The 19,276-nt window shown below is 71.4% G+C and carries 14 protein-coding genes; 5 read left to right on the plus strand and 9 right to left on the minus strand.

Annotation, left to right across the window (positions count from 1 at the left end):
• Positions 1-188: 188 nt before the first annotated feature.
• The 8 genes from WMF36_RS40225 to WMF36_RS40260 form a co-directional block, all read right to left on the minus strand.
• Positions 189-848 (minus strand): nucleotidyl transferase AbiEii/AbiGii toxin family protein, encoded by a 660-nt coding sequence (locus tag WMF36_RS40225; protein WP_437576134.1) that lies wholly within the window; start codon positions 846-848, stop codon positions 189-191.
• Positions 829-5,721, minus strand: coding sequence for a hypothetical protein (locus tag WMF36_RS40230; protein ID WP_437576135.1), 4,893 nt, complete (start codon positions 5,719-5,721; stop codon positions 829-831). The genes WMF36_RS40225 and WMF36_RS40230 overlap by 20 nt, the downstream gene beginning before the upstream one ends.
• 266 nt (positions 5,722-5,987) lie before the next feature.
• Positions 5,988-6,683, minus strand: a complete 696-nt coding sequence (locus WMF36_RS40235) for a hypothetical protein (RefSeq protein WP_437576136.1) — start codon at positions 6,681-6,683, stop codon at positions 5,988-5,990.
• Between the two features lie 11 nt (positions 6,684-6,694).
• Positions 6,695-8,662, minus strand: coding sequence for a DUF1585 domain-containing protein (locus WMF36_RS40240; protein WP_437576137.1), 1,968 nt, complete (start codon positions 8,660-8,662; stop codon positions 6,695-6,697).
• Positions 8,659-10,278 carry an ABC transporter ATP-binding protein gene (locus WMF36_RS40245; RefSeq protein ID WP_437576138.1) on the minus strand — a complete coding sequence of 540 codons (1,620 nt, stop codon included), beginning with the start codon at positions 10,276-10,278 and terminating at the stop codon, positions 8,659-8,661. Before WMF36_RS40245 ends, WMF36_RS40240 begins: the two co-directional genes overlap by 4 nt.
• Positions 10,275-11,357 carry an ABC transporter permease gene (locus WMF36_RS40250; RefSeq protein WP_437481927.1) on the minus strand — a complete coding sequence of 361 codons (1,083 nt, stop codon included), beginning with the start codon at positions 11,355-11,357 and terminating at the stop codon, positions 10,275-10,277. The genes WMF36_RS40245 and WMF36_RS40250 overlap by 4 nt, the downstream gene beginning before the upstream one ends.
• Before the next feature lie 9 nt (positions 11,358-11,366).
• A complete protein-coding gene (locus WMF36_RS40255) occupies positions 11,367-12,464 on the minus strand; it encodes an ABC transporter permease (protein WP_437576139.1) in 1,098 nt (365 codons plus the stop codon).
• A gap of 19 nt (positions 12,465-12,483) precedes the next feature.
• Complete coding sequence (locus WMF36_RS40260) at positions 12,484-13,527, minus strand: BMP family lipoprotein (RefSeq protein ID WP_437576140.1); 1,044 nt, start codon at positions 13,525-13,527, stop codon at positions 12,484-12,486.
• Between the two features lie 235 nt (positions 13,528-13,762).
• Between WMF36_RS40260 and WMF36_RS40265 the strand changes: the two genes are divergently transcribed.
• From WMF36_RS40265 to WMF36_RS40285, 5 genes are all read left to right on the plus strand, one after another.
• Positions 13,763-14,446, plus strand: a complete 684-nt coding sequence (locus WMF36_RS40265) for a hypothetical protein (RefSeq protein ID WP_437576141.1) — start codon at positions 13,763-13,765, stop codon at positions 14,444-14,446.
• A 5-nt stretch (positions 14,447-14,451) separates the two neighbouring features.
• Positions 14,452-15,735, plus strand: a complete 1,284-nt coding sequence (locus WMF36_RS40270; RefSeq protein ID WP_437576142.1) for a c-type cytochrome — start codon at positions 14,452-14,454, stop codon at positions 15,733-15,735.
• 328 nt (positions 15,736-16,063) lie between these two features.
• The gene (locus WMF36_RS40275; RefSeq protein WP_437576143.1) at positions 16,064-17,533 is read left to right on the plus strand and encodes a sensor histidine kinase; all 1,470 of its coding nucleotides are present in this window, start codon (positions 16,064-16,066) and stop codon (positions 17,531-17,533) included.
• 14 nt (positions 17,534-17,547) lie between these two features.
• Positions 17,548-17,922: a response regulator gene (locus tag WMF36_RS40280; RefSeq protein WP_437481941.1), complete on the plus strand. Its 375-nt coding sequence runs from the start codon at positions 17,548-17,550 to the stop codon at positions 17,920-17,922.
• A 142-nt stretch (positions 17,923-18,064) separates the two neighbouring features.
• Complete coding sequence (locus tag WMF36_RS40285; RefSeq protein ID WP_437576144.1) at positions 18,065-18,685, plus strand: DUF1349 domain-containing protein; 621 nt, start codon at positions 18,065-18,067, stop codon at positions 18,683-18,685.
• A 48-nt stretch (positions 18,686-18,733) separates the two neighbouring features.
• On the opposite strand, the gene WMF36_RS40290 is transcribed toward WMF36_RS40285, so the two are convergent.
• Entirely contained in the window at positions 18,734-19,237 is a 504-nt protein-coding gene (locus tag WMF36_RS40290; RefSeq protein ID WP_437576145.1) for a DUF3291 domain-containing protein, read from the minus strand.
• Positions 19,238-19,276: the final 39 nt, after the last annotated feature.

The following is a 19,276-nucleotide window of genomic DNA, read 5'->3' on the forward strand; positions in this document are numbered from 1 at the left end:
TACGCTCCCCGGCGCTGCTGGATGCGTTCCCGGGGCTGCTGGGCGTGTTCCCCAGCGCTCCCCGGGCGGCTGGCGAGCTCGAAGGTGCGCTGGTGTCCCCCTTCGCTTGATGCCACGCCACCGCGTCCGGCGGACCGCGGGTGCCGGCACATCCGGCCTCCCCAGCCACGGGCCGCTCGACAGGCTCCTCAGGCGTCGTCGCTCCGCGTGGGGTAGGCCAAGCGCCCCAGACGAGAGATGAGATCCTGGAGGAAGGCCCGCAGGTCCGGGACCGGGATATCGCCCGGGATGGAGGCATCATCGCCGATCTCGATCTCCGAGAGGATCCACGCCAGAGAAGCAGGCGTCACTCCACCATCCTTTTGCTTGGCGAGCGGCAGCGCGTCCTCCAGTTTGTAGCCGGCACGCTCCAGCGCATACACGTCGACCAGATCGCGGATCTCCGAGCGGGATAGCAGCGTGCAGAGCTTGTTCGCGAAGATTTCCTCCGGCGGATCGACCCGGATGTCGCCGAAGAGGCGCTTCTCCGGGTAGGCCTGGAAGGCGCGATCGACGACCAGATCGACCATGACCCGGTCCTTGCCCCGCTTCACCAGGCGGCGGCGAAAACTGGGCGCTGTCTCCTTGTTCTCGATCGCGCCGCCGATCTCCTGCGCGACCGCTCGCAGCGCCTCATCTGCATGATCGAGATCCACCGAGGTCGTGAAGAGATCCAGATCCGCCGTTCGCCGGTGATGGAGGTGAAAGCCGGCGAGCGCCGCGCCCCCCGTCACGAAGAACCGCCTTTCGCGACGGAAGAAGGCCGCGAGCACCTCCTCCTGCAGCGGGCTAAGCAGGCTCTTGCTCAAGTAAACCCTCCTTGTGCCATAGCTTCAGCAGAAACTCCCAGAAGCGCTTGCGTCGCCCGAGATGCCGGGCCAGCTGGCTGAACCGCGCCGCGACCTCTTCGGGCGTGGTGAAGCGCCAGACGTCCGGGTCCTGAGCTTCGCGCAGGATCTTACCGAGCAGCCGGTCGCGCTCGGGCGGTGAGGCGCTGCTCAGCCGACGCCGGACCTCGCCGACGGGGATGGGATCGTCCCAGAGAAAATAGGGGATGGCCTGATCGTCATCGAGATCGCTGGAGAGCGGTGTGGCCAGCTCCGGGTCGCCGGGGCCGATCGGTGCCTCGGAAGTGCTGCGCGGATCCGGGGCTGCTCGGCTTGCAGATTCGGGCTCGTCGGCCCCGATAACGCTGCCTGAACCGGGCAAGGATACGACGTCGATCCTCAGGTCGCTAACGCTCGGGTCGCTCATGACCGCGAGCCAGAGCCAGTAGCGAAGCGCAGATGGCGCGTCCCTCGAGAGAGGGTCGATGATCCCGGGGGCGGGCTCACGGAACAGCCTGACGCTCCAGACGAGGCGTTGACTCCGGGCGTCCAGCGCTCGCTCAAGGGCGCGGCGCCTGACCACCAGCGCCTTCTGCCACGTGATTTGTTCCGTGGAATGATGAGAATAAATGGCCTGTGCGCGCCCTTCGCGATCCATGAAGCACCAGTTCGCTCCTCCTCCCACGGGCCTCGCCTCGACGAGGCCGAGGAGGCCGCGGAGCCATCCGGCCGGGAGCCTGCAGGACCTCCCGATGCCACGAGGCCCATTGTAGCCGGCCTCAACGGAGGCGCTCATGAGCTCGACCGTTCGACCGCTCACCGGGATCGGGTACGTTCCGATGCGTTCTTCCGCCCAGGGAGCCCACATGGCCTCCGCAGGATCGACACCATGACATCCCGACTCGTCATCCTGGCACAGGCGAACGAGAGTCGATGTGTCCACGGAGCGCGCATGAGCCGCCAGCAACCCGACGTCGCGCCCTGCCGTCACGGCGGATCCGATCCATAGGGTGGAGTCGGCCTGACTTTCCCGTTCACGTGCGCGAACTTCTCCCCAGAGGGTGATCCACTCGTCTTCTTCGTCCCGTCCAAGGCGCGGGGCCGCGCCTCTCGGAATGCGAAGCCACGGCTCGATCGCGGGAGGCGGGGCCGTCGTCACCCACTCAATGGCTCGATCCACTTGATCCTGGGAGCGTAGAGCGCACGGGGAGACCAGGCCGTCATCCGCCCGGAACACCCATGGCTCCTCATCCCCGGAGGACTGCAGGGCGGCATCGCTCGACGGATTGGGATCGAGCAGGTCGATGAGCACTGGATCCACAGGCGGCTCGATCAACCCGTTGGCCCCGCCGAGCACGTCCGCAGGCGCGCGCGCCGCGAGATACGCTTGCAGCTGACGGCAGCCGGTCCTGATGTACTTCTCGGCCACCGTACACACCGGGCTCACCTCCGCACGTACCCTGGCATCGCCGCAGTACCGCGCGATCGCCACATCCATCCCGACGGTCGCGACCGACCCCTCGTCACGCGAGTCGCCGTAGAACTCAGCCTCATTCCAACCCACCGCGCGCAGGTGTGCCACGAGCGCACCGAACGCGAACCGAAGCGGAGAGAGCGCGGGGAGCTCCGCATGCTCCGCATGCGCGCGCAGGATTCCGTAGGCGCGCGGGTCAAGCCGCGCTGCCTGCGCCGGCGACCACATGTGAAGATCGCTCGTGCCCCGATACCGGAAGAACGGATCGATCGCCGGAGGCACGACGTACCAGGCGAATCTCGTCGAGACGGGCTCCACCCCGTGATGATCGCTCGCCGCTCGTGCGGCCTCGACGTCAATGGGAAGCGTTTCCCCGGTCGGCGCATAGAACCGACGCGCGCGCTCGAGGATGACAGGATCCACGACGACGCCCACGGCGCGCGCGCGCTCGACGATGCCGCGCGCTGCATGAAGCACCGCAAGATCCTCGCGGCGATGTGAGGCGTCCGGGGCGAGCCAGTGCTGGTCGACCCACCCGACGAGCCGCGCCAGGCTCGGATCAGCGCCGGTCAGGCAGGCGGCCCCAAAGGCCACCATCGAGACGTCCTCGGCCATTTGAGGATCATTAGTGCGAATCACCAGATCCAGCCACCGGATGAGCTCGCCGAGCTCTCTCGAGGCCCAACGCGCCAGCTCGGCGCGGAGGCTTCTGCGCCAGGCCGTGACCACCGACGTGAGCGCCCAGGCCAGGAGCAGCGGCGGACCGTCCGCCGGGTCGTCTTCCGCGAGCGTGAGCGCCTCCAAGGCCCGATCGCCGCTCCCCTCCCACGGCTGCCCGCTGTCTCCGGGCAGATGCTGCGGACCTGACCAGAACTGGTCACGCCTCGCCGGCAAGAGGGGCAGGAGCGCCTCATGGACGAAGCGGGGACCGAAAGGGTGCGTCACGTCCCGAGCCACCGGCACGCAGAGCTCGACCAGCACCCGCCGGCACGAGGGCATGCTGGCCCGCAGCCGCTCGAGCACCCATCCGTGGTAGGTGCGGGCCGCGCCGTCATCCACCGCGGCGATAGCCCGCAGCTCCAGGCGTTCGATCTCCTCCTGCGGCAGATGATCGCGCCAGAGACCCGAACGAATCAGGCTGATACCCTTCTGCGCGAGCAGGATCGCCGTCTGCGTCAAGGCGTCGCGCCGATCCCGCAGCACCTCGGGGAGCGGCGGCTCCTCGCCTCGTGCCAGCGCGTCCTGCGCCGCATCGCATGCTCGGCGGGCGATCAGGTGGTCGACGAGGGGCTCGAACGCCAGCTCGACATGCTGGACCGGCGGACGGAGATCGCCCGACTCGGCCGCCCACTCGGTCACGAGACCGTGCTCCTTGGCCTGATCGAGCAGCCAGTGGGTGTCGTCGATCGAGAGCTCCTGCGCCGGCGGGACCGCTGCGCGAATCACTGCCACTGCGTCGTCACGGCTCATGGCATCGCCCGTCATGCGGGCCTCGGCGATCGCCGTGAGCGCCTCTCGCAGGGGGACACGCCGGCTCCCCCCGCGCCTGTCTCGCAGCGCTTCTTCGATGCGCCGGAGCTTCTCGCCGAGCAGCGCCGTGAGGGACACGTCCTGAGGCCGAGAGCCCCAGGCTGCTGGAGGCGCTGGCACCTGGCGGCGCAGCTCGCAGTAGAGCCGCACGCTCAGGGGCTCCCGGATCGCCCACCGAACTCGCCTGTCCGGGAGCGCTATCTTCATCGCTCGACAGGTTTCCCGCAGCAGCGTCTCGACCTCGCCGCCCGTGGGGAGCGCGATCTCGTGGAAGAGGTCGACGCGTAGACGACCCAGGATCGCCTCGCGGCTGGCCGTTCGCAGGGTGACCGCGACCCGCACGCGGGGGTGGCGCTCGAGGTGCGTCGAGAGCTCGCCGAGCAGCTCGGCCCAGCGGCGGTGCTTCCCCGACTCCTCCAGACCATCTATCGCGATCAGAAAGCAGACCGGCTCGGGCTCCACCCCGTCATCGTGGCCCGACGCGGAGCTGGACGGTTGGGCCGAACCCTGGACGTCAGCGGCGTCATACGGGGTTTGCACCGACCTCCGCGCCCGTCGCACATCCGCGCGCGTCGCCGTTGCTTCCATCGCATTCAGGATCTCGGAGAGCCGGGAGCGCGGTTGATCCAGCGCCTTACGAAGGATCACGTCCCACCCGTCCTCGACAGGGCAATCCCAGGCGCGGAGGATCACCGCAGGCATCCCGCGGCTCAGACGCTGCTCGACCGCATGCGCGAGGCCATAGGTCTTCCCGACGCCCGGCGCACCGACATAGGCGCCGAGGAGCCGCGCTCCGCGCCCGCGTGCCCATGCAGCGCGAAGCAACGAGGAGGGATGCCCTATCTCGTCGACACAGCGATCCAGGTGCTCGCGGATGGCGCGCGTCGGGATGTGGAGGAAGCGGTCGCGTTCGAGATCGCGGAGCACCGTGGCGAGCCGCCGGAGGTGCTCCTCGTCGTGCTCGCTCGGCTCCATGGGCTCCGGGAGGGGTGTGGCGTGACAGAGCGCGTGTGCCAGCGCTTTACCCGCATCGACCATGCGGCCCAAGGCGTCGAGGGCTACCCCGCGGAGCTGCTCCGCGTCGGGGACATCGCGCCGGAAAGTCGACAGCCGCTCCAGGCGAGCCACGTCCTCGCGAAGCGCCTCCAGCTTGGTCGTTGCCTCCTTCACATAGCGGAGGATCTTCGCGCGCGCTTCGGGCTCCCCCAGACGAAGCGCGAGATCTTCCTCCAGCCGGCCGGTTGCGTGCAGGTCCGGATCGTAGCGCACGTTGTTGAGCCAGCCACGGCATGCGGCCTCGAAGCGCTGGGTCAGATCGTTCAGTGTGAGGACGCTGTCGGTGAACCAGTACGCGTGCAGCCCCTCGTTTTCGTTCTCGCCGAGCAGAGCCTCGAGCTTCGCCCTGTCCCACAGAGCGACTTCAACGTTCGGCGCAATCGCTGTCGCCTTGGCGATCCAGTCATCCCACCGCGCCCGTTCTGTCTCCTCCTTGCCTCCGCGATCGTCGGTCAGAGCACGGGGCATGGCGACACAGTAGCGCACGAGGCTCGGGCGTACGTTAAGTGCCCGCAGAAAGGAGTGGTGAATCTGATCGATCCGGTTTCGATCGAGGCGTCCGGAAAAACACTTCGCCTGCAGGCCTACGATCTTCCCGGACGCCAGCACGGCGTACGCGTCCACGCCGCCATCGCCCCCCCGCCCGTCGGGGATCCGGACCTCCCGGAGCTCACCCGCGTACTCCTTCCGGCACCAGCGCTCGAAGAGCTGGCCGGCGAAGGCCTCGAAGGCTTCGGGCTCGTCCTTCCCGTGCGCGTCGAACCGGCTCCAGTCCATGCCTCTCGTGAGCAACATGCCCCTCAATGCCCCCCGTGCGCAAGCCGGCCCGAGCCGCTTCGACCCCGCGCGCTGTCTCGGCGCCGGGCGCGAGCGGCTCGGTGGTCGAGGTCGGCGCTCGCGAGAGCGTCGCGTCGTGCTCACGACCCCGGCCGAGCAGGCGCCCTGCGCGCTCTACCGATCCAGCGGAGTTTCCGTCCCAGCCATGCCAGAGCGAACGGGGGCGCTGCCGGATGTCTAGGACGACAGGAGACCCCGCGGCGCGCCCTCGTGCCAGCCGGACGTCAATACAGGTGAAACTCCGGGTGCCGCACGAGCCCGTAACACACCGCGGCCCACCCCGCCTCGCCCGGCGAGAACCGCGACTTCGGCGCGCCCTTCGCGCGGTGCCGCGCGACCGTGCCCTCGTAGAGCGCGAAGAACCTCGCCTCCCGGTCCGGCGGCGCGAGGCGCGCCGGGTAGCTCAGGAACGTCCGGTGCAGCACGTCGAAGCGCGGGGCGAAGGCCGCCGCGTCGAGGTCCTGCGCGGGGAGGTCGAAGGCGAAGATGAGCCGGCGCTCGATCGGGACCGGCGCGCTCGCCTTGAGGTCGTGCTCCAGGGCGCGGTCGCAGAGCGCGATCCCGAGCCGCTCGAACGCCGCCATCATGAGCGCGTTCGTCTGCGCGCCGCGCGGGAGATCCAGGCCGTGATCGGGGAGCCCGAGCGCCGTGAGGTAGTCTTCCCAGGTGTCGAAGAGCGCCGACTTGTCGTCCCCCCGCGCGCGGCGCTCGACCTCGGCCGGCGACAGGCCGCCGAAGAGCCGGAGATACGTCCTCAGGTACGCCTCGGCCGGGATGAGCCGCAAATCCTGCTTCGGGTTACGGCTCTGCGCGACGCGCCCCGTCTCCCGGAGCGGCGCGGCAGGCCGCGGCGCGACCGCCTCCGGCGGGGCGCACGCGCCCGCCACCGCGGCCATCCCGGCAAGGGCGAAGGCCCTCACCCGGCCGCGCATCACCGCGCGCCCCCGACGCGCGCTGCACCGCCGCGCTCGGCGCCGCCGCGCTCCAGCGCAGGCCGCACGTTGCTCGCGCGCGCATAGGCCGGCGCGCGGACGATCGCCTCGACCAGAGGCCGCATCCGGTAGCCGCGCGACACGAACCGCTCGCGCAGCGCGCGGAGCAGGGCCCCGTCCTCGTCGCGCAGCGGCCGCCCGAGGAACGACTCGGTGACGCGCTCGACGGCGCACGACGCGAACTCGGGCATGCGCGTGAGATCGGCCGCGGCGCCGGCCGGGCCGCGCTCGGCGTGCTCCGGCGAGGCATAGGCGCCCCGGAGCACGCCGCGCTCCCGGCTCGAGAAATCAGGGTCGTAGAAGCGCTGGCACGCCTGGCCCGTCTTGCCCTCCGCGTTCAGCTTGCAAACAGGGTTCTCGATCGGGAACCGGGAGGCGGGGAGATAAGTCCACGTCGTCTCCTCCACCCGCGTGAAATACGCCGCGAGCGGCTCCAGCGTCGCATGACAGCTGGAGCAGCCCGGCCGGACCATGAGATCGGGCTCGTTCGACGGCGGGAGCTCCGCGTGCTCGGCCGCGAAGCTCTTGCACAGGAACGCGCTGTAGAGCGCGGCCGCGCGCGCGCGGCGCGAGGCATACTTCGTGAGGAACACAGGCGTCGTGACGATCCCGGCCGCGCGCGGCCCGCGATCGGGGATGAATGTCCAGTCGGAGACGTCGTGCGGCGCGACGACCGGCGGCACCGCGCCCGACAAGAACAGGGGCGCCTCGTCCTCGCGCATCGCAAAGGACTTGTGCAGCCCGCAGCACGCCGCGGGCGCGCTCGATCGATAGAACTGCGCGAGCGGCCCGTTGATGAACGTGTAACGCCCGGTGAGGATCTCCCGGAAGTCGCGGTCGGCCCGGAAGACGTGCTGCATGAGGTGAATCGCCTCCTGCGACCACCAGAACCTGTTCCAGCCGGAGGCGGTGTGCGGCGCGGCGCCGATCGGGGCCTCGATGCCGAGCGGGACATGGGCCGGCAGCGCGAAGGCGCGCGGATCCCTGCCGGAGTTGTCGCCCGGCAGGCAGTGCTCGAGGCCGATGCCGCAGCCGCAGTCGACGCTCATCGCGAAGGCGAGCGCGCTCCGGCACGAGATCGGCTCGCCCCGGTGCTCCCTGGCATAGCGATCCTCGGGCACCGGCGGGCGCGCGCGCCCCGGAGGCAGCGGAGCCCCCTTGGGCAACGGGGGGATGTCGCTCGCGTAGATGCGGCCGACCTCGGCGGTCTGCGCCTCTTCCTTGCAGACCCGGACCTCGACCGTCGGCGTCTTGCCGTCGGGCTCGACCAGGAGCTGCGGCAGCGGGACATAGGCGCTGTCAGGGTCCTTCCACCCGGCGCCGTAACGCTGCGTCGGCACGACCGAGAGGTAATCGCGGTAAAGCCAGAACGGGCGCACGACCGTGGTCCGCTCGTCGAGCAGCCGCTGGGAGATGGGTTTGGGCGTCCCCGTGAAGCCGGCGAAGCTCCCGCGGAGCCCGCTCTCGGCCTCGGAGAAGCAGAAGTCGCCGTCGATCAGCGGGAGCAGGCGGCGCTGGTTGTAGCGGAAATAGACATAGAGCCGCTCGCCGTCCGGGCCGAGCACCTCGGCCCGGCGGAGCGTCGTCTCCGGCGGCGCGAACAGCCCCACCGGGCCGAGCTCCAGCCGCAGGACATCCATGTAGAGGCGCGTGAGCCGCTCGACGTAACCCGGGCCGTCGAGGTGGCGCTCGATCCACGCGTCGAGGTCGAAGCCCGGCGATTCCATCTCCGCGAGCTCCTCGCGCGTCGGGAGCCGCCCCCTCAGGTCGAGCGAGAGCGCGCGGTAATACCGGTACTGCTCCAGCGTCGGCGCGGCGCCCCCCGCGGCGGCGGACGGCGGCGCGAACGAGGCCGCCGCCGCCGCCGCGAGCAGCGCCGCCCCGGCAAGCGCGCCGAGCCCCCTCATGCCTCCTCGACCCCGCCCGCAGCGCTCGCCGGCGCCGCCTCCTCGCCGACGCCGGGCGCCGGCGCCGCCTCCTCGCCGGCGACGGGCGCCGGCGCCGCCTCGCCGGGGAGCACCCCGGCCATCAGCATCCCGAGCTCGGTCCGCGAGACAGCGCCCGCGTCCCGCGTCGCCACGATCCCGCCCCGGTACATGACCGCGATCCGGTCCGACAGCGCCAGGATCTCGTCGAGCTCCGCCGACACGAGCAGCACCGCCGCCCCCGCGTCGCGCGCCGCCACGATCTCGCGGTGGATGTGCTCGATCGACCCCACGTCCACGCCCCGCGTCGGCTGGCTGGCCACGAGCAGCTCCACGGGGCGGCTCATCTCGCGGGCGAGGATCACCTTCTGCTGGTTGCCGCCCGAGAGCGCCGAGACAGGCGTCCCCGGGCCGGGCGCGCGGATGTCATAGGTCTTGATCAACCGCCGCGCGTTCTCCTCGCGGGCGTCGTCGCGGAGCACGCCGCGCACGGCGAACGGGGCCCTGTGGTAGGTGCAGAGCACGAGGTTGTCCGCGACCGAGTACGAGAGCACGAGCCCGTGACGCTGGCGGTCCTCGGGCACGTGCGAGACGCCGCGCTCGATGAGGGCGCGGGGCAGCGCGCCGGTGACGTCGCGGCCGCGGAGGAGCACGCGCCCGTCGCGCGCCGGCGAGAGGCCCGTGACCGCCTCGACGAGCTCGGTCTGGCCGTTGCCCTGCACGCCGGCGATCCCGAGGATCTCGCCGGCGCGCACCGAGAAGCTCACCTCGCGGACCGCGTCGCCGCCCGACCCGCGGCGGCCCGCGACGCCGAGGCGCTCGACCTCGAGCACGACCGCCTTGGGGCGCGCCGGGGCCTTGCTCACCTGGAGCACCACCTCGCGGCCGACCATCATCGCCGCCAGGCCGCGCTCGTCGGTCTCGGCCGGGATCGCGGCGCCCACCACCTTGCCCGCGCGCATGACCGTCACCCGGTCCGCGACCGCGAGCACCTCCCGGAGCTTGTGCGTGATGAACAGGACCGAGACCCCCCGCGCCGTGAGGCCCCGCAGCACGCGGAACAGCTCGTCCGCCTCCTGCGGCGTGAGCACGGCCGTGGGCTCGTCGAGGATCAGGATCTCCGCCTTGCGGTAAAGCGCCTTGAGGATCTCCACGCGCTGCTGCACGCCGACCGGGAGGTCCTCCACGCGGGCGTCCGGGTCGACGTCGAGCCCGTAGCGCGCCGAGAGCCCGCGGACCTCGGCGCTCGCGCTCCCGCGGTCGAGCAGGCCGCGGCGCACCGGCTCGGCGCCGAGCACGATGTTCTCGGCGACCGTGAACACCGGGATGAGCATGAAATGCTGGTGCACCATGCCGATCCCGAGCGCGATCGCGTCGCTCGGCGACCGCAGCGAGACGGGGCGCCCGCTCCGGCGGAGCTCCCCCTCGTCCGGGCGCACCAGCCCGTAAAGGATGTTCATCAGGGTCGATTTGCCGGCCCCGTTCTCCCCGAGCAGGGCGTGGATCTCGCCCTCGCCGAGGTCGAGATCGACCCGGTCGTTCGCCAGGACGCCGGAGAACCGCTTCGTGATCCCCCGGGCCTCGAGGACGGCCTTCACCGCCGTCCCTCCGGCTCGTAGGGCTGGCCGTCGGCGGCCGGCGGCGTGGTCTTGCCGATGACGCCGGTGAGGATGAGGAGCGTCAAGAGATACGGCACGAGCCCGACGACCGACGACTGCTGCAGGAAGGACCACGACGGCGGGATCTGGTCGCGGAAGAGCTGGAGGTTGATCTGGAACGCCTGCGCCGCGCCGAAGACGAGCGCCGCGGCCCACGAGCCGAACGGCGTCCAGTCGCCGAAGATCATCGCCGCGAGGGAGATGAAGCCGCGCCCGTTCGTCATCATCGGCTCGAAGGACGGGACCGACTCCAGGGTGAAGTACGCCCCCCCGAGCCCCGCGATCGCGCCGCCGATGACGACGTTCACGTAGCGCACGCGGACCACGTCGATCCCGACCGTGGCGGCGGCGCGCGGGTGCTCGCCCACGGCGCGCGCGCGCAGGCCCCACCGCGTGCGGAACAGCACGAGGTGCGTGAGCCCGACAAGCACGACGGCGGCGACGGCGATCGGCTGCTGCTCGAACACGGGGCCGACGACCGGGAGGTCCGCGAGGAGCGGGACGTGGAGGCGCGGCAGGACGCCGGGCGCGTGGGGCACCTGGCCGCCGAACGCGCTCGCGGGCCCGAAGAAGAGCTGTCGGTTGAAGAAGCCGGTGAGCCCGACGGCCAGCAAGTTGATCACCGTCCCCGCGAGGATCTGGTCCACGGAGAAGGTCACCGCAAGCGCGGCGAGCAAGAGGCCCAGCAGCGCGCCGGTCGCGACCGCGATCACGACGCCGAGCAGCAGGCTCGGCAGCGGCGGGATGCCCAGGACCGCGCTCGCGTAGATCGACCCGAACCAGCCCGAGAACGCCGCCGCGAGCATCATCCCCTCGATGCCGAGGTTCACGACGCCGGAGCGCTCGCAGAAGACGCCCGAGAGCGCCCCGAGGGTGAGCGGCGTGGCCACGGCGAGGGTCGTGGCCGCCATGCTGGCCACGATCGTCAGGGGCGGCACCTGCGACGCGCCGACGAGCACCACGACGAGGACCAGCACGCTGACGACCACCGCGATGAATGCGTAGCGTCGATAGACCATCTTCGCCCTCTAGCCGCCCCACCCGCGCGTGAGCACGAGCCGCTCGCCGCGGGCGCGGACGCGGTAGATGCGGCGGACCAGGGTGTCCGCCGCGACGAAGAGCAGGATCAGCGCCTGGATGACCGAGATCACGTCGATGGGGACCTGCGTGAGGTACTGCATCCGGGTCGCGCCGCTGCGCATCGCGCTGAACAGGAGGGCGGCGAGCACCGTCCCGCCGGGGTGCGCCTTGCCGAGGAGGGCGATGGCGATCGCGTCGAAGCCGTAGCCCTGCGAGAACCCGAGCTCGTGCCGGTGGTGCAGCGCGCTCACCTCGATGGCGCCCGCCACCCCGGCGAGGCCGCCCGAGAGCGCCATGGTCACGATCACGGTGCGGCCGACCCGCACGCCGGCGTAGCGCGCGGCGTCCGGGCTCTGCCCCGCGGTGCGGATCTCGAAGCCGAACGCCGTCCGCTGCAGCACCCAGCCCACGAGCGCCGCCGCGAGCAGGGCGAGCGGGAAGCCCCAGTGCAGCCGGAAGCCGTCGACGAGCACGGGGACGCGCGCGCTCTCGTCGATGAGGGGCGTGCGGGACAGCACGTTGGCCGCCGTGGGATCCTTCATCGGGCCGTTCAGCAGGAAGCTGACCGCGTTGAGGGCGACGTAGTTGAGCATGATCGTGCTGATCACCTCGTGTCCGCCGGCGCGCGCCTTGATCCACCCGGGCACCGCGGCCCACAGCCCGCCGGCCAGCGCGCCGAGGAGCAACGTCAGCGGGACGTGCAGCGCCGCGGGCAGGCCGCCGCCGACGAGCCGCGGCAGCCAGTGGCCGGCCCAGGCGGCGGACAGCGCCCCGAACGCGAGCTGCCCCTCGGCCCCGATGTTGAACAGGCCCCCTCGGAAGGCCAGCGAGACCGACAGGCCGGCCAGGATGTACGGCGTCGCCCACACGAGCGTCTCGCTCACCGCCCGCGGCGACCCGAACGCGCCCTCGAGCATGCCGGCGTAGGCCTCGAGCGGGTTGCCCCCGGCCAGGGCGATGAGGACGCCGCCCAGGACCATCGCGGTGAACACCGAGAGGGCCGGCAGGAGCAGCGGCGCGAACAGCCGGTTCAGCTTGTCTCGCATCCTCGGCAGCTCGGGGCGATCACGGTTGCCCCTTGGCGTCCTTGGTGGGCGGCACCGTCGTCTTGAGCGTCCCGTCAAGGAGCCCTCTCCGGAGCTCCTCCATCTTCGCCTTCACCTCGGCCGGGACCTTGCTGTCGAGATCGTGATACGGCGCGTACCCCGATTTGCCCTCGAAGTTCCCGGCCGGCAGCTTGCCTTCCTTGGCCATCTTGACGAGGTCGAAGGTGCCCTCGGTGATGAGCTTGACGGCGCTGGAGAGGAGGACCTTCTGGGCCTCGGGCACCGTGTAGTACTGATCTGTGTCGACGCCGATGGCATAGACGCCCTTCGTGGCCGCGCCGAGCAGCGCGCCGTTGCCCGTCTTGCCGCCGCCGCCGAAGACGATGTCGATGCCCTTGTCGATCATCGAGACGGCGGTCGTCTTCCCCCACTCGGGATCGGTGAACGTCTTATCGAAGCCAACGTCGTTGTGGTAGACGACGCTGATCTCGATGTCCGGCTTGACGTGGCGCGCCCCGGCGCGGAAGCCCTCGCCGAAGCGATAGACGGGCGGGACGGCGTCGGTGGCGAGCACGGCGCCGATCTTCCCCGACTTGGTCATCATCGCGGCCAGCGCGCCGACGAGGAAGCCGCCGTGGTCCTCCGGGAAGACCAGGCCCACGACGTTCGGCTTGGAGGTCGCCTGGAACTGGTCGATGCCGATGAACTTGACGCCCTTGAACTGATCGGCCGCGGCGTGCGTCGCCTCGGTGAGCCCGAAGCCCGACGTGATGACAACGTCGTACTGCTCCTCGGCGAAGGTCCCGATGTTCTTTGGGTAATCCTTCGGATCCGTCGTCTCGATGTACTGCGTCGTGGCGCCGAGCTCCTTCTGCGCTCGCTGGATCGCCTCCCAGGCCGACTGGTTGAACGACTTGTCGTCGATCTTGCCCATGTCGGTGACGAGGCCCACGCAGAACACCTCGGGGCTCGCGCAGTCCGCCCTCTTGCTGCGGGTGCACGCCGGGAGCGCGCTGGCGAGGGCCAGCAGGACCGCGATCGCGAGGCGCCGCTTCTTCAACATGCCGGATCTCCTTGTGGAAGGCCGCATTGGACACCGGGCAGCGCACCAAGGCAACCCGGCGATCGAGCTCATGCGCGCACCTTTGCGCACATCGACCCGGCGGACCGAGCCGATGTGCGCAGAAGATGGCGCGATCGAGGAGCAACTTTTTTTTGCTGGGCGTTGTCACAGCCGATCGGTGGCGCCCGACATGCGACGGGGCGCGCCGACGCAGCCTGCCCGAGGAGGTCCTTCCATGAATGGTCCCGCCGTTCGACTCACGCTTTTTTGTGCGCTCATCGCGTCCGCCCTCGTCCCTTCGGGGGACGCGTCGGCCTGCGGTGGTGAGGAGATCATGCCCGCGATCGATCACCGGGTGATGGGGGTCGCCCAGGCCGAGCAGGCCCTGCGCGACGGCCGGGTCGCGGCGGCCGCGGGGAGCGTGATCCGGATGTTCCCCGAGATCCGGCGGATCTCCCATGACAGGGACCCGCTGCTCAACCGGGCCTTCCGCGTCCTCGCCGTGGCCACCGCGCGCGCGGACGGAGCGCTGAAGGTCCGCGCGGAGCTGCCGCGCGAGCTGCTCGAGACGTGGGGCGGGGCGTCGGCCGAGGAGCGCAAGGCGAACGTCGACTGGTCGATCCGCGCGCTGCGTCGGCTGAACGAGCAGCGGAAGAACGAGCCCGCGCTCCAGACCGACCTGGGCGAGGCGCTCGCCAGGGCGCCGGAGCACCGCGGCGAGGCGCTGCAGCTGCTCGCCGGCCTGGCGGAGAAGGACCTCCTGGCGAGCCCCGAGGCGTACGCGGCGCTGGCGCGGCTGCGCGCGCTGTCCGGGGACAGCGCGGGGCACGACGCGGCGGTCGGCCGGTGCGAGACGATGGCGAAGGACACGGCCCTCTGTAGAACGAGCCGCGCGATCGACCCGCGCCCGCAGAGCTGACGCCGATGCGCGCCCGTCCGCTGCTCGCCGCGCTCGTCGCGCTCGCCTCGGGCGCCGCCGCGTGCACCTCCGAGGACGCGCGGGGGCCCGAGCCCGCCGCGCCGCTCTCCGCGGGCGGCGGCGTCGCGGCGGCCGCTGCCGGCGCCGCGTCCGCCGTCAGTGCGGCGCCCGCCGGCGACCCGGGGCGCGGGCAGCGGCTCGTCGCCGAGTACCAGTGCAACCGCTGCCACGACGGGACCGGGCAGGCGCCCGCGCCGCGCGACGCCCACTGCGTCCAGTGCCATCAGGACATCGCGGCGGGGCGGTTCCAGGCGCCGGCCGCGGCGATGAAGCGGTGGAACGAGAACCTCGTGCAGCTGCGCGACGTCCCGTCGCTCGCCGCCGCCGGCGACCGGCTCCGGCGCGACTGGATCCGCGGGTTCCTGCTCTCGCCGCACGACCTCCGCCCGCGCCTGCACGCGACGATGCCGCGGCTCGCGATCGGGCCCGAGCAGGCGAGCGACATCGCGGCCTACCTCACGCGCGATCGCCGCGAGCGGCCGCGCGAGCCGCTCGGGGGCGCGAGCGCGGCCCGGGGGCGCGAGCTCTACGAGGCCAAGGGGTGCGGGACCTGCCACGCCTTCACCGGGGCGGCCGGGCTGACGGCGGTCGCGCCGGTGAAGGCGATGGAGAAGGAGACGCGCGCCGCGGTCGCCCTGGCGCCGGATCTGCGGCACGCGCGCGACCGGATGGAGCCGGCGGACCTCGTCGCGTGGGTGCTCGATCCCGGGGCGATCAAGCCGGGCACGCCGATGCCCCAGGTCCCGATGTCGCCCGCCGAGGCGCGGGACCTCGCGGCCTTCCTCGTGACCGCACAGCTCTCGCCGCGAGCGCCGGCGAGCGCGCCGGCGAGGCTGCCGCCGCTGTCGCGGCGGGTGACCTACGACGAGGTGGACCGCAGGGTATTTCGCGGCACGTGCAGGCACTGCCACTCCGAGCCCGACTACGCGCTCGGCGACGGCGGGCCGGGGAACACGGGCGGGTTCGGGTTCAAGCCGCGCGGGCTGAACATCGCCACGTACGAGGGGATCGCGGCGGGCTACGTCGACGATCAAGGCGAGCGGCGGAGCGTCTTCTCCCGCGGGCCGGACGGCGTCCCGCGCCTTGTCGCCGCGCTCCTGGCGCGGCAAGCGGAGGAGGCCGACCGCGCGGATCCGGCGGTGCGCGGGATGCCGCTCGGGCTGCCCGCGCTCGGTCCGGAGGAGATCCAGCTCGTCGAGAGCTGGATCGCGCAGGGGCGCCCGCAGTAGCGGCGCGACGGGGCGCAGCGAGGCGAGGCGAGGGACCGGCGTCAGGCGGGGATGCCGGCCTGTCACGCGCGCCCGGCCGCCCGCAATTGCTCCTGACAGGTGTGGACGACCGCAGTGAGAGCGACCCCTGCGCCGTACGGCGTCGATGGATGGACTACGCGGCGAGCGACCGGGGCCGGGCGATCGCGAAGGCCGGTTCGACGTTGCCGGTTGCCGTGGTGCCCACCTTGCTTTCACGGCGACACCGAGGAGCTGGCCGATGTCTCGGTGGTCTCAACGTGCTCAGCACGCGGGCTCGCCTCCGAGCGGCGGGGGCAACGCGCATCCGATGAAGATGTCCATCGGCAGGCGCCTCTCCCTGCTCGTGCTGAGCCAGCTGCTCCTGGCCGCCCTGGGCATCATCACGTCCATCGTCGCGTTCAAGCGGCTGACCGCCGAGGCCGCCTATCTGCGTCACTACATCTTCCCGCCGCTCGTCGTCATCAGCACCGGCATCGAGTCATCGAACGCGCTCTACGCCCTGCTCGCTCGGCCCTCATCGGACGTCTCGGAGGACGCCCGGAAGCCGATCATGGGGCTCCGATCCTTCATCGATCGGTACCAGCAGGACTGGTTGACGGCGACCTCGACCCTACCGGACGCCGGCCAGCTCCGCGCCGCGCTCAAGCGAGCCGGGGAGCTCAAGCTGCTGGAGAAAGAGCGCCAGGCGGTGAACATCATCGCCTCCGTCGTGACGAGCCTCGAGCGCACGACCGGGCTCGTCGGTCCGGCGCCGGCCGCGCCCGCCTTGCGGCGCACCGACGTGGAGGACCTCAGCGCCGCCCTTGTCCAGCTGAACAAGATCAACCTGCGCTACATGGAAGTCGCTTACGGCGCCTACGACGACAACCGGCGGCTCATCCTCCTCCTTTTCCTGGCCGTCGGCCTCGGGGGTATCACGGCGGCGTCGCTCTTCGGCCTCGCCGTACGCCGCGCGATCGCGCCGCGCGTCCGCCGGATGGTGGCCGCTGTCCAGCGCTTTCGCGAGCGCGGCGTCTACGAGCCGCTCGGGGATTGGGGCGACGACGAGCTCGCCGTGCTCGCCCACACGCTGAACACGAGCTTCAAGGCCATCGCCGAGCGCGACAAGGATCGCGACCGGTTCCTCGCCGTCGCCGCGCACGAGCTGAAGACGCCGCTCACCATCATGAAGGGGTTCTCGCAGGTCGCGCTCACCCACCGGCACGACACCGCCGTCCGCGAGCGCGCCCTCGCGATCATCGATCGCCAGACGACGCGCCTCGGCCGCCTCGTCCAGGATCTCCTGTGGTCGGCGCGCATGTCCGGAGGCGAGCTCCCCTTCAAGCCCGAGGCGATCGACCTCGAGGACCTCGCCCGCCGCGTGATCGGAGAGCTCGAGCTCGCGGCCAAGGATCACATGATTCACCTGGTACCCCGCGGAGACGCGCAACTCCTGGGCGATCCCGAGCTCCTCGAGCAGGCCCTCTGGAGCCTGCTCGTTCAGGCGGTGGCGGTCGCGCTGGAGCACGAGCCGGTGCTGATCACGATCGACGCCGCCTCCGCCTCGCGTGTGCTCATCACGATCGAGGTCCGGGGCGGGAACGATCTCCCGGAGGACCTCGAGAAGCTGCTGGAGCCCTTCGCCGTCGTCGCGTTCGAGGGGCGGCGTGACGAGCCGCGCAGCACGGGCATCGGCCTCTACCTCGTCCAGGGGATCGCCCGGCTCCACGGCGCGAGCTTCTGGATCGAGCGGAGGCCCGGTGAACTCATGGTCTTTTCGCTGGAACTCCGACGCTAGCTGGCAGAGGGAACATGCTGCGAAACCGCGTGCTGGTGATCGACGATGACCCTGATTTCCGGGAGCTCATCGCCCTCAGCCTGAACGAGTGGGGGCTCCAATGCATCCAGGTCGCCGACTGTGCCCAGGCGCTCCCGTTGCTCGAGCGCGAGCGCGACCGGCTGCGGGTGGTGCTGTGCGACTACTTCATGCCCGGGCTCTCTCCCTGCGATTGCGTGAAGGCGATCCGTGAACGGGTCGATCCGGGGGTGTGCGTGGTGCTCGTGAGCGCGGCGGTGGACATCTCGGAGCTCGCCGCGGACCTCGGGCTCGCGCGGTTCCTCGCCAAACCCTTCGATCTCGACCAGCTCCACGACGCGGTGCTCGGCCCGCGCGCGCCCTCGGCGTGAGCGGCCGCGCGAGCAGCGCAGCTGGATCGCGCGATGGCGCCCGCAGGTGCGGCGCCGCCCGTGGTAGGCTCCCGGCCCGCGCACGCGCCCGCGCACGCGCACGGGCGGATCGCACGAGGTGCGGCTTGCGGAGGACGGCGTCATGACAGGGCAGCTTCTGGAAGAGGGCTTTACCACGCTCGGAATCGACCCGCGGCTCACGTGGCGCAACCCGCCGGCGCGCTGGGCGGTGGATCCGGAGCGGAGCGTGCTCGTGGTCGAGCCCGGCGCGAAGACGGATTACTGGCAGCGGACGCACTACGGCTTCCGCACCGACAACGGGCCGTTCCTCTTCACCCGCACAGGCGGCGACTTCGTGATGACCTGCCATGTGCGGTTCCGGCCCGCGCACCAGTACGATCAGGCAGGGCTCATGGTGCGGATCGCGGCGTCGTGCTGGCTGAAGACGTCGGTCGAGTTCGAGCCGGACGGCCCGAGCCGGCTGGGCGCGGTGGTGACGAACGCGGGCTACAGCGACTGGTCGACCCAGCCGTTCCCCTCGGATCGGCGCGAGATCTGGCTGCGCGTCCGGCGGGAAGGGCCGGATTACATCGTCGAGAGCTCGGACGACGGCGGGGCATGGACGCAGATCCGCGTGGCCCACCTGCACGAGGACGACGGCGCGCGCGAGGTGGAGTGCGGCCTCTACGCTTGCAGCCCGACGGGCGAGGGCTTCGTGGCGGAGTTCGACCTGCTCCGGATCGCGCCGGGGCGCGCGGCGTGAGCCCCCGCGGCGCGGGCCCCCCCGTCCTCACCGGCCGGCGCTGACAGCTCAGCCGGCCGGGCAGCGCAGCGCCCCGTCCGCGGGGACGGGGGCGGCCTGAGCGTCCGGCGCGGGGAACTGATTGCGGAAGGTGAACGCGCGGGGCGTCGGTCCGTGCTGGCGCAGGTGATCGAGCCGCTCCTCGGCCTCCGCCACGGTCGGGATGTGCCCGGCCGGGATCCACCACAGCACCGAGATGGCCTCTTTCATCGAGACGAACCATTCCCGGCGGCGGCGCATCACGGCGGCGTGCTCCGGATTGCGGAACACGAAGTCGGACAGGGCCTCTGCCGATTCCCATACCGACATGTTCACGAGGATCCGGTCGTCGCCGAACGCCCGCACCGCGGTGGCGTCGCCGCCGTAGGTCTCCAGCCGCCACACGAACCCCGGCGCGGCGTCGGCCAGCGCGTTGACCGGGGCCAGCGCCGACACGAAATCGGCCAGCCGCGCCGAGCCCAGCGGCTCCAGCGGCAAGGCGATGTTGACCTGCGCGAGGTGGTGGGAAGGCATCCAGGGAGGATACCATGCCCCGGTGATGGGCCGCATCCA

Source organism: Sorangium sp. So ce887 (assembly GCF_051521455.1).
In the GTDB taxonomy this organism is placed as follows: Bacteria; Myxococcota_A; Polyangia; order Polyangiales; family Polyangiaceae; genus Sorangium.

What these genes read in the sequence shown, in the direction of transcription:
- WMF36_RS40255 (WP_437576139.1), bottom strand. Translation starts at nt 12,464, where the DNA reads ATGCGAGACAAGCTGAACCGGCTGTTCGCGCCGCTGCTCCTGCCGGCC.
- WMF36_RS40275 (WP_437576143.1), top strand. Translation starts at nt 16,064, where the DNA reads ATGAAGATGTCCATCGGCAGGCGCCTCTCCCTGCTCGTGCTGAGCCAG.
- WMF36_RS40285 (WP_437576144.1), top strand. Translation starts at nt 18,065, where the DNA reads ATGACAGGGCAGCTTCTGGAAGAGGGCTTTACCACGCTCGGAATCGAC.
- WMF36_RS40270 (WP_437576142.1), top strand. Translation starts at nt 14,452, where the DNA reads ATGCGCGCCCGTCCGCTGCTCGCCGCGCTCGTCGCGCTCGCCTCGGGC.
- WMF36_RS40240 (WP_437576137.1), bottom strand. Translation starts at nt 8,662, where the DNA reads ATGAGGGGGCTCGGCGCGCTTGCCGGGGCGGCGCTGCTCGCGGCGGCG.
- WMF36_RS40290 (WP_437576145.1), bottom strand. Translation starts at nt 19,237, where the DNA reads ATGCCTTCCCACCACCTCGCGCAGGTCAACATCGCCTTGCCGCTGGAG.
- WMF36_RS40265 (WP_437576141.1), top strand. Translation starts at nt 13,763, where the DNA reads ATGAATGGTCCCGCCGTTCGACTCACGCTTTTTTGTGCGCTCATCGCG.
- WMF36_RS40260 (WP_437576140.1), bottom strand. Translation starts at nt 13,527, where the DNA reads ATGTTGAAGAAGCGGCGCCTCGCGATCGCGGTCCTGCTGGCCCTCGCC.
- WMF36_RS40280 (WP_437481941.1), top strand. Translation starts at nt 17,548, where the DNA reads ATGCTGCGAAACCGCGTGCTGGTGATCGACGATGACCCTGATTTCCGG.
- WMF36_RS40230 (WP_437576135.1), bottom strand. Translation starts at nt 5,721, where the DNA reads ATGTTGCTCACGAGAGGCATGGACTGGAGCCGGTTCGACGCGCACGGG.
- WMF36_RS40250 (WP_437481927.1), bottom strand. Translation starts at nt 11,357, where the DNA reads ATGGTCTATCGACGCTACGCATTCATCGCGGTGGTCGTCAGCGTGCTG.